Source organism: Flavobacterium xinjiangense, assembly GCF_900142885.1.
Taxonomy (GTDB): Bacteria; Bacteroidota; Bacteroidia; order Flavobacteriales; family Flavobacteriaceae; genus Flavobacterium; species Flavobacterium xinjiangense.
Genome location: NZ_FRCL01000002.1, coordinates 274,646 through 290,204 on the forward strand (window position 1 = coordinate 274,646; position 15,559 = coordinate 290,204).

Annotated in this window: 13 protein-coding genes; 11 read left to right on the forward strand and 2 right to left on the reverse strand. The window is 33.7% G+C overall.

The features are described from left to right. Nucleotides 1–85 precede the first annotated feature (85 nt). The 7 genes from BUC23_RS03455 to BUC23_RS03485 all read left to right on the forward strand — a co-directional run bounded on the left by BUC23_RS03455 (nucleotide 86) and on the right by BUC23_RS03485 (nucleotide 7,037). Entirely contained in the window at nucleotides 86–820 is a 735-nt protein-coding gene (locus BUC23_RS03455; RefSeq protein ID WP_073205450.1) for a type III pantothenate kinase, read from the forward strand. Next, nucleotides 813–2,063 (forward strand): BamG family beta-barrel-assembly machinery protein, encoded by a 1,251-nt coding sequence (locus BUC23_RS03460; protein WP_073205453.1) that lies wholly within the window; start codon nucleotides 813–815, stop codon nucleotides 2,061–2,063. Before BUC23_RS03455 ends, BUC23_RS03460 begins: the two co-directional genes overlap by 8 nt. A gap of 46 nt (nucleotides 2,064–2,109) precedes the next feature. Then, the gene (lptC, locus tag BUC23_RS03465) at nucleotides 2,110–2,664 is read left to right on the forward strand and encodes an LPS export ABC transporter periplasmic protein LptC (RefSeq protein WP_073205457.1); all 555 of its coding nucleotides are present in this window, start codon (nucleotides 2,110–2,112) and stop codon (nucleotides 2,662–2,664) included. A 17-nt stretch (nucleotides 2,665–2,681) separates the two neighbouring features. Continuing rightward, on the forward strand, nucleotides 2,682–2,876 hold the full coding sequence (locus BUC23_RS03470) for a hypothetical protein (RefSeq protein WP_073205460.1): 195 nt from the start codon (nucleotides 2,682–2,684) through the stop codon (nucleotides 2,874–2,876). A 3-nt stretch (nucleotides 2,877–2,879) separates the two neighbouring features. Then, nucleotides 2,880–4,139, forward strand: coding sequence for a hemolysin family protein (locus tag BUC23_RS03475; RefSeq protein WP_073205463.1), 1,260 nt, complete (start codon nucleotides 2,880–2,882; stop codon nucleotides 4,137–4,139). A 109-nt stretch (nucleotides 4,140–4,248) separates the two neighbouring features. Further along, nucleotides 4,249–6,345: a peptidylprolyl isomerase gene (locus BUC23_RS03480; RefSeq protein ID WP_073205465.1), complete on the forward strand. Its 2,097-nt coding sequence runs from the start codon at nucleotides 4,249–4,251 to the stop codon at nucleotides 6,343–6,345. Nucleotides 6,346–6,512: 167 nt separating this feature from the next. Further along, nucleotides 6,513–7,037, forward strand: a complete 525-nt coding sequence (locus BUC23_RS03485; protein ID WP_073205469.1) for a hypothetical protein — start codon at nucleotides 6,513–6,515, stop codon at nucleotides 7,035–7,037. 33 nt (nucleotides 7,038–7,070) lie between these two features. On the opposite strand, the gene BUC23_RS03490 is transcribed toward BUC23_RS03485, so the two are convergent. Together BUC23_RS03490 and BUC23_RS03495 are read right to left on the reverse strand one after the other, a co-directional pair. Next, nucleotides 7,071–8,009, reverse strand: a complete 939-nt coding sequence (locus tag BUC23_RS03490; RefSeq protein ID WP_073205471.1) for a GYDIA family GHMP kinase — start codon at nucleotides 8,007–8,009, stop codon at nucleotides 7,071–7,073. A gap of 60 nt (nucleotides 8,010–8,069) precedes the next feature. Continuing rightward, complete coding sequence (locus tag BUC23_RS03495; protein WP_073205474.1) at nucleotides 8,070–9,386, reverse strand: hydroxymethylglutaryl-CoA reductase, degradative; 1,317 nt, start codon at nucleotides 9,384–9,386, stop codon at nucleotides 8,070–8,072. 178 nt (nucleotides 9,387–9,564) lie between these two features. On the opposite strand from BUC23_RS03495, the gene BUC23_RS03500 reads away from it, so the two are divergent. From BUC23_RS03500 to BUC23_RS03515, 4 genes are all read left to right on the forward strand, one after another. Further along, nucleotides 9,565–11,766 (forward strand): S9 family peptidase, encoded by a 2,202-nt coding sequence (locus tag BUC23_RS03500; RefSeq protein ID WP_073205477.1) that lies wholly within the window; start codon nucleotides 9,565–9,567, stop codon nucleotides 11,764–11,766. Further along, on the forward strand, nucleotides 11,763–13,454 hold the full coding sequence (locus tag BUC23_RS03505) for a peptide MFS transporter (protein ID WP_073205479.1): 1,692 nt from the start codon (nucleotides 11,763–11,765) through the stop codon (nucleotides 13,452–13,454). The genes BUC23_RS03500 and BUC23_RS03505 overlap by 4 nt, the downstream gene beginning before the upstream one ends. Before the next feature lie 77 nt (nucleotides 13,455–13,531). Then, nucleotides 13,532–15,043, forward strand: coding sequence for a peptide MFS transporter (locus BUC23_RS03510; RefSeq protein ID WP_073205481.1), 1,512 nt, complete (start codon nucleotides 13,532–13,534; stop codon nucleotides 15,041–15,043). 52 nt (nucleotides 15,044–15,095) lie between these two features. Beyond that, nucleotides 15,096–15,557 (forward strand): thioredoxin family protein, encoded by a 462-nt coding sequence (locus BUC23_RS03515; RefSeq protein WP_073205483.1) that lies wholly within the window; start codon nucleotides 15,096–15,098, stop codon nucleotides 15,555–15,557. The last annotated feature ends 2 nt before the right edge of the window (nucleotides 15,558–15,559 follow it).

The window sequence follows — 15,559 nt, forward strand, 5'->3', positions numbered from 1 at the left end:
TGCAAATATAGAATCATTTTTAGGATATCCAAAACATTTTTTTAAAAAAATCAATTCGTACCTTCGCAGCATCAAAATATAAATTATGATTCTAACGATTGATATAGGGAATACCAGAATTAAAGGTGCTGTTTTTGAGGGTAATACTCAAATTGATGCTTTTTTTTTTACTAAAATAGACTTTCGAAAAAAAATTGAAAATATTTTAAAAACACACCAAAAAATAACTCATTTGGTGGTGGCGTCGGTTGGGAATATCGAAAAAGAGTCTTTTTTAGGCTTAGAAAAAGAGTTGAATATTCATTTTATATCGCACGACGATCCTTTCCCTTTTTCTAATGAGTATGAAACCCCTCAGACTTTAGGAATTGACCGAATGGTTCTCGCTGCCGGAGCGACATTTCAGTTTCCTGATCAAAACAGATTGGTTATTGATGCAGGAACCTGTGTTACTTTTGATTTTGTTGATGACAAAAACACCTATCATGGGGGTGCAATTGCTCCTGGATTACGATTGCGGTATGAGTCATTGCATAAATTCACGGCAAAATTGCCTTTGTTAGCCTTGGAAAGTCCCAAAGATTTAATTGGAAATTCAACTTCAGAATCAATTCATTCAGGAGTAGTAAATGGTTTGGTCTATGAGATTGATGGTTTCATAGATGAATATAGAGCCCGGTATTTAAATTTTATAATAATTTTAACGGGTGGAGATACAGATTTTTTGGCTAAACGATTAAAAAATACCATATTTGCCAATTCAAATTTTCTTTTAGAAAGTTTGAACCAAACATTTCAATATAAAATCAAAAATGATTAAAAAAATTATAATAAGCGCATGTTTGCTTTTGTCACTTGTATCCTTCGCTCAAGAAGGAACTTCTTCACCTTACTCTTTTTACGGAATTGGCGACATAAGATTTAAAGGAACGCTTGAAAATCGTTCAATGGCGGGAGTTGCTGTTGAACAGGATAGTATTCACATTAATTTAGAAAATCCAGCCAGTTTTTCTAGCTTAAAACTTACTACTTTTAGTATGGGAGGTACTTATGGGACAAAAACCTTAAAGTCTAGCAAGGAGTCAGCAAGTGCTCGAAGAACGACTTTGGACTATTTAGCTGTTGGCCTACCTTTGGGTAAATTTGGATTAGGTTTTGGATTAATTCCATACTCTTCTGTGGGGTATAAAATAGAAAAATTAACCTCTGATGTAGGAGGGATAAACAAACGATTAAGCGGGACTGGCGGTCTGAACAAAGTATTCTTAGGAATTGGATATAAAATAACGCCGAATTTCAGTATAGGTGCTGATGCGAATTATAATTTTGGTAAAATTGAAACGAATAGTTTAGAAATTATTAATGGTGTCCCTTTAGGTACTCGTGAATTGAATAGTGCAGAGTTGTCAGGAGTGAATTTTAATATTGGAACGATGTATCAAGCTAAATTAAGTAAAAAATTATCTTTATACAGTAGCTTAAATTATACGATAGAAGGTGCTCTTACCTCGAAAAATACAAGAAATATATCGACGGTAGTTTATAATTCAAGTTTTGATTTATCTGTTGTAGATTCTTATGGAGATCAAAAATCACAATCAGAAGTAGAATATCCAAGCAAAATATCATTTGGTTTGGGAATTGGCGAAGCTAAAAAATGGCTTTTAGGTGGGAAAATTGCCTATCAAAAAACTTCAGGTCAAGAGAATTCCTATAACAAAGCTGATAATGTAGGCTATGGCCGATACGGAAGTGTAAGTCTTGGAGGATATTACATTCCAAACTATAATTCGTTTTCAAGTTACACGAAAAGAATTGTTTACAGAGCTGGACTTAAATATGAAAAAACAGGTTTGATGATTAATTCAGAGTCTATAAATGACATGGGATTAACGCTTGGATTTGGATTGCCAATAACGGGTTATTTCTCAAATGTAAACTTGGGTTTAGAATTGGGTAAAAAAGGGACAACAAATGCGAATTTAATTCAGGAGAATTATGCTAATTTTAGTGTAGGTTTTTCATTGAACGATAAATGGTTTGAGAAAAGAAAATTCAACTAGAATCGGATAAGTAAATTTAATTACATTGCTTTGTCGAGCACAGCATATGACTTTACTAAAAAAATATAAAATCTTTCCAGTAGTCACAGTTTTTGCTGTGACTCTGTTTTTTGGTTGCGAGAGCAATTTTAAAGAAGTACAAAAAATTAATTTCTCCGACTTTGTTCCCGGCGGCGATGCCGATAATGTAAATCTAAAATACACTGATTCAGGTTTGATTAAATCAATTCTGGTAAGTCCTAAAATGTTAGATTTTTCAAATGTTGAGTTTCCTTTTACTGAATTTCCAAAAGGAATTGATGTAACTTTATATGATAATAAAGCAAAGAGAACATTTATAACGGCAAATTATGCGGTTTCCTACAAATTGACAAATATTATTGATTTACAGGGAAAAGTAAAAATTAAATCAGAGAACGGACAAATGCTGGAGACGGAACAGTTGTATTACGATCAAAAAAACGAATGGTTTTTTACGGAGAAAAAATTCAAATTAACAGACCTTAAAGGTTCTTCGAACGGACAAGGCATCGATTTTAGTAAAGATTTTAAAGTGATCAATTCGCAGAGAATCTCCGGTGAATTTGAATCGGCCCAATAATTTTATAAATTCTACTTATGACTTACTTAAAATACGTACCCTATTTCTATTTGGTTTTTACAGTCTTTTTTATCTATGACGGCGTTACAAAGTTTAATGATCCTGCTGCAACACCTTGGCTAAGTTTTGGGATAGCGGCCGTAGCGGTATTTATGTTTTTCTTTCGAATGAAATTTGGCAAAAAATTTGAAGACAGAAGCAAAAAATCCTAAATCATGGAAATTAGTATCATAATATTGTGCTTAATACTATGTGCCTTTTTTTCAGGAATGGAGATAGCTTTCATTTCTTCCAATAAAATTTATCTTGAAATAGAAAAAAAGCAAGATAATTTTCTCTCTAGAATACTTACTAAACTTACCGAAAAACCTTCTAAATTTATTGCAGCCATGCTAATTGGGAACAATATTGCGTTAGTGATATATGGTTTTTTTATGGGGGAATTATTAATGGGCTGGATGGCATCATTTGGCTATCATCTTTCCAGTTTGTTGGATCTATTAGTTCAGACTATTCTTTCCACACTAATAGTTTTGATTACTGCAGAGTTTCTGCCTAAAGTATTCTTTCAGATTTATGCCAATACGTTAATAAAATTTTTTGCTGTTCCCGCTTACGTTTTTTATGTTTTATTCTATTTTATTTCTACTTTTTTTATCTGGGTTTCCGATTTTGTTTTGAAAAAATTCTTTAAAACCGAAGGTGATCAGGCGCAAATCTATTTTAGTAAAGTGGAGCTTGGGAATTACATAACAGAACAAATGAGTACTGTTGAGGATAATGAAGAAGTAGATTCAGAAATACAAATGTTTCAAAATGCTTTAGAGTTTTCGGGGGTGAAAGCCAGAGACGTGATGAGTCCCAGAACTGAAATCGTTGCGATTGATTTATATGATTCGATGGATGAATTGAACAAATTGTTCATTGAAACTGGGTATTCGAAAATTGTGGTTTATGAAAATTCTTTGGATGATATTGTAGGTTATGTACATTCATTTGATTTATTCAAAAAACCGGGCAGTATAAAGGAAATTGTAATTACAGTTGAGTTTGTGCCAGAAACGATTTATATCAAAGATGCCATGAATTTGCTTACCAAAAAGCGAAAGAGTGTGGCTGTTGTGCTGGATGAATACGGCGGAACTTCCGGGATTATTACTATAGAAGATATTGTCGAAGAACTTTTTGGTGAAATAGAAGACGAACACGATTCAGAAGAAGAATTAATTGAAAAAGAACTCGGGGATGATACCTATCTTTTTTCTGCTCGTTTTGATGTCGAATATCTAAATCAAACGTATAAACTTCATATTCCAGAGAGAGATTCTTATGGTACACTTGGTGGTTTTATTGTTGATTTTACCAAAGAAATTCCGCAAAAAGGGGCTGTTATTACCATTGGAACCTTTCATTTTGTCATCGAAGAGGCCACAAATAAGAAAATAGAATTAGTGAAAATGGCGGTGCGAGAGTAGTTTTTTTTATAAAATTGAAAATTCTTTCAAAATAAAACGCTACTAGTATAATTATTAATTAGATAATTGTATTTTCGCAAACTGAATATAAAAATTAACAACAATAGAAATGGCAGTTTTAGCAAAAATTAGACAACGTTCCGCTTTATTGATAGCAGTTATTGCACTTGCATTATTTGCATTTATCATACAAGATCTTATCGGTAAAGGAGGCTTTGGTAAAAGCACAAAGGATGTAGGAAGTATCAATGGGAAAGATATTGCCTTCGAGGATTTTAGAATCAAAGTAAGCAATGTTGAGAAAAGTGGTCAAGGGATTACTTCGACAGCAGCAGCAAACAGAGTTTGGGATCAGGAAGTTTCTATAGCTTTATTGTCTTCAGAATTTGATAAATTAGGATTAAGAGTAGGTGAAAAACACATCCTTGAAGTTTTAAAAGCAGATGAAAATATTGGTAAAAATCCATTGTTCTTGAATGCAGCAGGGATGTTTGATATTGCAAAATTCAAAGAGTATTTTAAATCTAATCCTGCACAAGCTCAATATTTAAAAGATAGAGAGAAAGATGCGGAGTTGAATGCTAAATATCAAATGTATAATACGTTGATTAAAGCGGGTATTTATACTACAGAGAGCGAAGGAAAAATGAAATACGAAATGGAAGCCAATAAAGTAAATTTTGCTTACGTTGCTGGTTTGTATTCTAGTATTAAAGACAGCGATGTTAAAGTGACTGATACTGAAATTGTAGATTTCATGAAGAAAAACGAAAAGAAATTCAAAGCGGACGAATCTCGTGAAGTAGAATATGTTTTGATTGAAGATAAAGCTTCGAAAGAAGATGAAGGTGAGGTTAAGTCTAAAATAAACGGATTGTTATCTGGAAGGGTAGTGTACAATCAGGCAACTGGTAAAAATGATACTTTACCAGGATTTAGAAATGCGACTAACACAATTGAGTTTGTAAATTCAAATTCTGATGTTCCTTACGATTCAACTTATATTGCTAAAAAAGATTTACCGGCAGTTGATGCAGATAGATTATTTAATCTTGTTTCAGGTGAAGTATACGGACCTTATATGTTTGGAAAATACTACTGTATATCTAAATCAATGGGAATGAAGTCAGGTGTAAATGCAAAAGCAAGCCATATTTTAATTAGTTACGAAGGAACACAAGTTCCTAACAAAAAAGAGAAAAGAACTAAGGAAGAAGCTAAAGCTAAAGCGGAATCAATTTTGGCTCAAGTGAATGCAAATCCGGATAGTTTCTTGATGTTGGCTTTTACTAATTCAGATGATTCTTCAGCACAACAAGGTGGTGACTTAGGTTATTTTGGTCCAAACCAAATGGTGAAGCCGTTTAATGATTTCGTTTTCAATAACGGAATTGGAAAAGTTGGTTTAGTAGAAACTCCTTTCGGTTTTCATATTATCAAAATTACAGATAAACAAGACGGAATTCGTTTAGCAACTGTTGCTCAAAAAATTGAAGCGTCGGAAGTGACTTCTGACAAAGTGTTTACTCAAGCGACTAAATTTGAAATGGATGCGACTGATAAAGATTTTGAAAAAATTGCAAAAGACATGAAGCTTACAGTTGCTGCTCCAGTTACTTTGAAAGCTATGGACGAGACTTTTGGACCTTTAGGAAACCAAAGATCTATAGTTAGATGGGCATTTGAAGATGATACTAAAGTTGGTGCGGTGAAAAGATTTGAAGTAGCTAATTTAGGGCATGTAATTGCAAAACTTAAAAATGTAGACAAATCTGGTTTGGTTGCGGTTTCTGTAGCTAGACCTTACGTAGAGCCAATTCTTAAAAACAAGAAAAAAGCAGAATTAATCAAAGCTAAAATGACAGGTTCTTCATTAGAAGCAATCTCAAAAGCTACTGGTGCTAAGGTTCAACAAGCAGCTGACGTAACTATGGAAAATCCAATGTTAGTGGGTGCAGGTCAAGAGCCTAAAGTAGTTGGAAATGCGTTTGCATTAGCGGCAAACAAACTATCTGCTCCTATTGAAGGAAATACAGGAGTTTATGTGGTGAAAAACATGAGTACAGTAAAAGCGCCAGCTTTGAAAGATCATGCTCCATATGTAGCTAAATTAAAAGCACAAAGCGCTTCTGATGTGAACAGAGTTATTCCAGCTTTGAAAAGCAGTGCTAAAATTGAAGACAACAGAAAACAATTCAATTACTAAACTAGTTTGAAGTAATTAATTCAAATAAAAATCCCGATACATTTTAGTGTATCGGGATTTTTGTTTAATCATAATAATTAAGAAAATAGTTACAAATATATTAGGAATATTGTTTTTTTTTTTTCAAGATTTGCAGTCATATATTTATTAATCTAAATCTTAATTTTATGAAAAAAGGCTATTTTATTGTTTTGTTTTTTTGTGTTTCTTTTACTGGTAAAGCACAAATAACAAAAAATAATTGGTTGGTTGGTGGTGAAGCTGGGTTTTTCTATAATTTTAATAATAGTGAAACTATAAATGGTAACAATAGTTATGCTATTCATCTTTCACCAAATATTGGTTATTTTATTTATGATAAGTTAGCCGCTGGCTCTAAATTTGATTACATAGCAGGTAATACCAGATCAACTACTTTGCTATTAGGCCCATTTCTTAGGTATTATTTTCTCGAGAAGGAAAAAAGAGTTAATTTATTTTTGGAATCCTCTTATAATTTTGGTTTAGATAAACAAGACAAGGATTATTCCAATTTTTCTACAAAAGTAGGTACTGCAATTTTCTTAAACAGCAGTGTTGCACTTGAATTAGCTCTTAATTATAACTTGTATAGGAATAAAAGTATAGACTTTAGTTCTAATTCATTAAGTCTTGCAGTAGGTTTTCAAATTCATCTTGAGAAAGAAAAATAGAAATTATAATTTAGAGAATGAGAAACCCGTTCGTCACGATGAATGGGTTTCTTTATTTTGTAGTATCATATCCATATAAGAAAGGACTACATCATATCCTCTTGCAGTAAAATAATCTTTTGGATTATCCTTTGCAATTGCTAAAATAAAATCGCCTCCCCAAGCGCCAAGACTTTTTATCACGCCGTCAAAATCGGGAAATATGGATTCTTTTACCGTTTGCATTTCCAAAATGGTACTCATATCAGCCTCGTGCTTTTCTATCGCTGAAGCAAATGATTTAAGAGTGTCTGCCTGTAAAATGGCTTGCGTAATTTTGTTATTTTTGGCAATTGTTTTTGCCAAATTATTATTTTTCTGATTGTAATAAGAATTTATAGCCGCTTTACTGTTTTGTTTTTTATTGAGATAAACAAAGTATAAGCTTTCCACGAATTCTGGGCTAAAAATCACTTTTTCAACAATAGGCTTTCCTTGTTCTAAATGATATAAAATAGGAGTATCATTTTGAGCGCACGCAATATCATAACCGCTTCCTCCGAAACTGTTTTTAAGCAGTGTAAAAGCGTCAATTTGTAGCCACTGGGCAATGTTGTTGATCAAAGTAGACGAGGTACCTAAACCCCAACTTTTAGGAAACCCAAGTTCAGTGGTAATTGTGTATCCTTCTGAAAGATTTATAAAATCGGGATTTAATACAAAAGCTTCATGCAAAATAGCAATCAATGTTGATTTTACCGATTCGTTTTCTGAATTTCTTTCGTTTGAAATAGCAGCAAATGAAATGGTATCTTCAAACCAAATGCTTTTGTCGGCATCGTAGCTTTTCCATTGTATTTCTAGATTGGTTCCTTTTTCGACGATTAAATTTTGTCCTAATTTAGTTGGTAAAGCAAAAGCTTTGGCGCCATCCAAAACAAGATATTCGCCTGTGATTAAAAGTTTTCCGTTACTGTAGAATGTTTGTTGCATTATTTTTGTTTAAATCCCTAACAGGGTTCTGAATCCTGTCAGGGATGTCTAAAATCAGTTTTATTTTCTTAGATTTTCAATAAAGTCAACAACAGCGCTATGGGAAACCACATTGTGTTTGAAATGTTTTCTTATCAAAACACGTTCCTTGTCATTAGCTTCAAACTGATTGATAATATTGTTTAAATGCATTTTCATGTGTCCTTCCTGAATTCCTGTTGTTGTCAAGGAACGTAAAGCAGCAAAATTTTGAGCTAAACCAGCAACGGCGACAATCTGCATTAATTCCTGCGCAGAGGGTTTTTTTAGCATTTCCAAAGAAAATTTCACTAAAGGATGCAAAGTGGTTAGTCCGCCGATGGTGCCTAAAGCTAAAGGAATTTCCAACCAAAACTTAAAAATGCCATTCTCAATTTTTGCATGTGACAAACTGGAATATTTTCCGTTTCGAGCGGCATAAGCGTGAATTCCTGCTTCGACTGCGCGGAAATCATTTCCCGTAGCAAGCACCACGGCATCGATTCCGTTCATGATTCCCTTGTTGTGAGTCACGGAACGATAAGGCTCAACCTCGGCGATTTGAACAGCCTGCACGAATTTCTCTGCAAATTCTTGAGGATTGTGAATGTGTTTTTCTTTTAATTCTTCAATTGGACACGACACTTCAGCGCGAACAATACAATTGGGAACGTAATTAGAAAGAATACTCATCACAACATGAATGTCCTTCTCTGTTTCCGAAAATAACTCATATAGGGAAGCTTCTTCTTTTAATGTTTTAGCAAATTGCTCCAAACAAGAATTGATGAAATTGGCTCCCATGCTGTCTTTGGTTTCAAAAGTAGCATGAAGTTGGAAATAATTAGGTAGTAAGTCCGTCTTGTCGTTTAGAACAATATCGAGAATTCCGCCACCCCGTTTTTGCATGTTTTTAGTAATACTTTCCGTTTCGGTAAAAAATACGGCTTTAGTTTGTGCAAAAAACAAGTTGAGTTTAGAGACGTCACCGTTATAGATAAAATGGACTTGACCAATTTTTTCGGTATTGATAACTGTGGCTTTAAACCCACCACGAGTAGACCAAAATTTAGCCGTTTTTGAAGCAGCGGCAACTACAGAACTCTCTTCAATCGCCATGGGAATAGTGCTGTATTTTCCGTTAATTAGAAAATTTGGAGCGATTCCTAACGGAATATAGAAGTTGGTTATTGTGTTTTCGATGAATTCATCGTGTAGCTGTTGTGTTTTTTCGTCAGAATTCCAGTAGTTTTTCAGCAATGCGATAGCTTCAGTTGGAGTAGAAAAGTATTCGTTGGCAATCCAGTTTATTTTTTCTTCTTTGGATAATTTAGAAAATCCCGTTACTGCATTATTCATTCTCAATAGATTATGTGATGTTTAGTTGCAAAGATACGGTTTTAGCGCTTTTATTTACCTCAAATTATCTTCATTAAATTGTGGTTTTTAATATTGCTTTTTACATTTAACATAATAAATAGCCATTAATTGTAATTTTTTCACTAAAATTGACGGTTTTTATCTTTAAATCAATCGTATGAGTTCAAATAGAATTACAATCTTACTTTTATTCGTGTGTTTTACTGTTTTTGGACAGCAAAAAATCACAATTGATGAAATTTTTAATGGCACTTTTCGTGCTAAAGGAATGGATGAATTGCAGTCTATGAAACTTACCAATCAATATTCTGTTTTGAATACTGATCAGGCTTCTAAAAGTATGCAAATTGATTTATACGATTTTGCTACTTTGAAAAAAGTGTCTGTTTTAATCGATACCAAGGATCATAAGGAATTGCCTATGATTGATAGCTATACATTTGATTCCTCCGAAAAAATGATTCTGTTGGCTTGCAATACGAATCAAATTTTCCGTCATTCTTTTACGGCAGATTACTATTTGTATAACATTGCAACCAAGCAGTTAAAGAAGTTATTTGATTTTCAGGTGCAGGAGCCAACTTTTTCTCCTGATGGAAAAAAGATAGCTTATGCCAAAGAGAATAACCTATATGTATACGATTTGGCTTCTAATCAATCAACTCCAATTACCGTTGACGGGAAGAAAAATGCTACTATTAACGGAATTACGGATTGGGTTTATGAAGAAGAATTTGCATTTGTAAGAGCATTTGACTGGAGTGCTGACAGCAAAAAAGTAGCGTACATTCGTTTTGACGAAAGCCAAGTACCAGAATTTTCTATGTCAATCTTTCACAAAGATTTGTATCCAACAGTTGAAACATTCAAATATCCTAAAGCTGGTGAAAAAAATTCAGAAGTTTCATTACATATTTATGATGTAACTGCTAATGCGACCAAGAAAGTTAATTTAGGAAACTACAATGATTTTTACATTGCAAGGATGAAATGGACAAATAATTCTAATGTTTTGTCGGCACAGGTATTGAATCGCCATCAAGACAATTTAGATATATTATTTATTGATGGTAATTCAGGAACTGCAAAAGTGGTTTTGAATGAAAAAGATAAAGCATATGTCGATGTAACCGATAATTTGACTTTCCTAAAAGACAATAGTTTTATTTGGACTAGTGAGAAAGACGGTTTTAATCATATCTACTTATATGATAACAATGGGAAACTGAAAAAACAAGTTACGTCCGGCAAATGGGAAGTGACTAATTATTATGGTTTTGATGAGAAAACCAATACTGTTTTTTATCAATCAGTGGAAAATGGTTCTATTAACAGAGATGTCTACAGAATAGGTCTTGACGGAAAAAACAAAGTTCGATTATCGAAAAGCATTGGTGCAAATGCAGCTGTTTTTAGTCCGAATTATCAATATTATATCAATACTTTTTCAACAGCAACACAGCCTACAACTTATACGTTAAATGAGGCTAAAATGGGTAAACAAGTTCAAGTTATTGAAAGCAATGAAGCATTAGCTGCAAAATTGAAAGCGTATAATTTACCTTCAAAAGAATTTTTTGTTTTGAAAACAGAAAAAGGGAATGAGTTAAATGCTTGGATTATGAAACCAAAGGATTTTGATGCTTCCAAAAAATATCCAGTGTTTATGATTCAATATTCAGGACCTGGATCACAACAAGTAGTAAATCAGTGGGGTAGTTCTAATGAGTACTGGTTTATGATGTTAGCCCAACAAGGTTATATCATTGCCTGTGTTGATGGTCGCGGAACGGGTTTTAAAGGCGCTGCTTTTAAAAAAGTTACCCAAAAACAGTTGGGTAAATATGAAGTGGAAGATCAAATTGATGCTGCCAAAGTGATCGGAAATTACTCATTTGTTGATAAATCAAATATTGGAATCTGGGGTTGGAGTTATGGCGGATTTATGGCTTCCAATTGCATAATGAAAGGGAACGATGTTTTTAAAATGGCCATTGCAGTTGCTCCGGTAACGAATTGGAGATTTTATGACAGTATTTATACAGAAAGATATATGCAGACACCACAGGAAAATGCCAGTGGTTATGATGAAAATTCTCCAATCAATCATGTAGAAAAACTGAAAGGAAAGTTTTTATTAATACACGGTTCCGCAGATGATAATGTACATGTTCAAAATTCCATGCAAATGATGGAAGCGTTGATTCAAGCTAATAAGCAATTTGATTCACAGATTTATCCAGATAAAAACCACGGAATTTATGGAGGTAAAACCAGAATCCAACTGTACACTAAAATGACTAATTTCATCAAAGAAAATTTACAAACTAAAACAATAACTTCAAAACAAACAATATGATTGAAACACAGGTGAAAACAGCACATCCAAAAGGTCTTTGGGTATTATTTGGAACAGAAATGTGGGAGCGCTTCAATTTCTATGGAATGCGGGCAATTTTAACCCTGTTCCTTATCAATTCATTAATGATGAAAGAGGCAGATGCTTCTATTATTTATGGAGGTTTCTTAGGACTTTGTTATTTGACACCAATGTTAGGAGGATTCGTTGCCGATCGTTTTTTTGGAAATAGAAATTGTATTTTACTTGGAGGTTTAATGATGGCTATTGGACAGTTATTATTGTTCACCAGTGCCAGTATTTTTGGTACAAACTTAAGTCTTGCCACTACATTAATGTGGTCGGCTTTAGGGATTATCATTTTTGGGAACGGTTTTTTTAAACCAAATATTTCAAGCATGGTGGGAAGTTTGTATCCAAAACAAGAAAAAAGTAAACTGGACACTGCTTTTACCATTTTCTACATGGGTATAAATTTAGGGGCTTTTCTAGGACAATTAATTTGCCCATTAATAGGGGATATTAAGGACGCAAACGGAATTAGAGATATTCATGCTTTTAAATGGGGATTTCTTGCCGCTTCTATTGCTATGTTAATAGGGACGTTAGTGTTCTATTTCTTGAAAAATAAATACGTGGTAACACCAGAAGGAAGACCTTTAGGAGGATTGCCATCTAAAAATGAAGCATCAGATTTTGAAGAAGGAGAAGCGCAAAAAGCGGTGTTCTCTGCAAAATCTTTAGTAATGGCAGTAATTGCATTTGTTGTTTTGTTTTTTGCTTTTAGATATTTATTGGGAGGTGAAAATTTCATTAAAACAGTAATTTATCCAATTATCTATGCAAGTGGTTTGACCTTGGCAGGATTAATTATATCAGATACTTCGCTGACTAAAATAGAAAGAGACAGAATTTTCGTAATTTATATCGTTGCCTTTTTTATTATTTTCTTCTGGGCAGCTTTTGAACAAGCGGGATCTTCATTGACTTTTATCGCGGATAACCAAACCGACAGAAATTTCTTTGGATGGAATATGCCACCGTCGATGGTTCAAATTTTTAACGGTCTTTTCGTATTCTCGTTTGCACTTCCTTTCAGTATTCTTTGGGATAAATTGAGAGCTTCTGGAAAAGAGCCAATTTCGCCCGTAAAACAAGCTATCGGATTAGGGTTAATCGCTTTGAGTTATTTTATCTTGGCTTACAATGTGAAGGATTTAGGAAACAGCGGACTTTTAGGTATCAAATGGTTAATTTTAATGTACCTAATTCAGACTTTTGCTGAATTATGTTTGTCGCCAATTGGATTGTCATTGGTAGGGAAGTTATCTCCAAAACGTTTTGCTTCTCTTTTATTCGGGGTTTTCTTTTTATCAAATGCAGCAGGATACGCGTTAGCAGGAACTTTAGGTTCAATTATTCCTGCAACGGGTGATAAATTTATTAAAGCGAAAGAATTAGGGATTGAATTACAACCTATTTTAGATAAGACAGTTACTCCAACAGCGGAGCAATTACAAATTCTAACAACCAATCAAATAGACGCATCAAATCCTATTTTTGCAGGATTTGAAATTCATAATCTTTTCGAATTTTTTATGGTATTTGTTGTTCTTACAGGGCTTGCAGCAGTAATATTGTTTGCTTTGACACCCGTTTTGAAAAAAATGATGCACGGTGTTCGATAATACTAAAAAATATTAATTTAATATCTTTCAAACCTACAAGAATTCTTGTAGGTTTGTTTTTTTAAATACTACGCAAAATGGCTCTAAATTTAACAATAGAAGAAATACAAAATTTCAAAGGCAAGTACCCAAAACAGTTGTGGTATTTATTTTTTAGTGAAATGTGGGAACGTTTCAGTTTTTATGGTATGCGTGGTATGCTGGTTATCTTTATGGTGAACCAATTAAATATGAATGCGGTAAATGCTAATTTGCAGTATGGAGCTACTCAGGCTTTTGTTTATGCGTTTACTTTTATTGGAGGGATGTTTGCCGATAAAATTCTGGGTTTTAGAAAATCCTTGTTTTGGGGTGGGATTTTAATGATTGCCGGAAGTATTATTTTGGCATTAGATCCTCACCAATTTTTCTTTATCGGAATTAGTTTTACTATTATCGGGACTGGCTTTTTTAAACCAAATATTTCTACGATGGTGGGACGTTTGTACAAAGACGATGATAATAGAAGGGATGCCGGTTTTTCTTTTTTCTATATGGGAGTAAATCTTGGTGCCTTGATTGGAGGTTATTTATGTATAGCTGTTGCAAATGGATCGATGCTGTCAAGTATTGTGCCGGAACATTTAAGATGGAATGTTGCTTTTGGTTTTGCAGCAATTTTAATGGTCATAAGTTTATTGACTTTTATTCAAACTCAAAAAAGCTTAGGGGATATTGGAATTTCACCTTTGTTGGCCGTGGAAACCTCTAAAAGAAAAGTCTACGAATACCTTACCTACATTGGTTCGTTAGCTGTTATTCCGGTTATTATTTTGTTAGTTTCTAATTCGGGCTATACTGATATGTTTATGTATATAATTGGGCCTTGTTCTTTATTATATTTGCTTTTTGAAATGAGAAATTTTTCCGCTTCAGAGAATAAAAAATTAGTTGCTGCATTAGTGTTTGTTTTGTTTTCTATTGTTTTTTGGGCATTTTTCGAACAGAGTGGGGGCTCACTAAGTCTTTTTGCAGAAAGTAATTTGAGTAAAACGGTTTTAGGTGTGGCATTAGATCCAAACGGTGTGAATAATTCGGCTAATTCATTCTTTGTAATTGCTTTTGCGGCTCTTGTTGGATTAGTGTGGTTGTGGATGAGTAAACGAAAGATTGAACCAAATACGGTGGTGAAATTTGGATTAGGCTTTTTGTTTCTTGCAGGTGGTTTTTATGTTTTTTATTATACAAAGTTTTTTGCTGACGCAAATGGTGTCACCTCACTGGATTTGTTCACTTTTGGCTGGTTTGTTATCACTTTTGGAGAGTTGTGTTTATCACCAATTGGAATGTCTGCGATGACAAAATTGTCACCTCAGAAAGTGCAAGCTGTAATGATGGGGATGTGGTTTCTGGCGAGTGCTTATGGGCAATATTTTGCTGGATTATTGGGGGCGAATATTGCAGGGGCGTCTGAAAATTCTACTAATCTTGAAAAATTGATTGTTTATGCCGATGGATATAAGCAATTGGCCATATATGCTTTAATCGCTGGGGTACTTTTAATTGTTATTTCACCCTTGGTAAAAAAATTAATGCAGGAAGTAAGATAGGCGACATTTATGGTATTATTTTTGTTTAAATTTGTATAAAAATAGAGCAATTATGAAAAAAATATATTTAATAACAGTATTCCTTTTAGGAATCGTTTCTTCACAAGCGCAAGAGTTAAAATGGCACACCAATGTTAAAGAAGCAATAGCTATTGGTAATAAAGAGAAAAAACCGTTGTTGATGTTTTTTACGGGCAGCGATTGGTGTGGGTGGTGCATTAGATTGCAAAAAGAAGTTTTGAAAACGCCTGAGTTTGAAAAATGGGCAAGTGCAAATGTAATTCTGGTAGAGTTAGATTATCCAAGAAGAACTCCTCAAACACCAGAAATCAAGCAACAGAATAATGAATTGCAGCAAGCTTTTTCGATTCAAGGTTTTCCAACAATTTGCTTTGCAAATGGAACTACTAAAGACGGAAAAATCAATTTTGAAGGTTTAGGAACTACGGGATATGTAGCTGGTGGTCCAGCCGCTTGGCTTGAAGTTGCAAACGGAATTTTGAAAAAGAAATAATT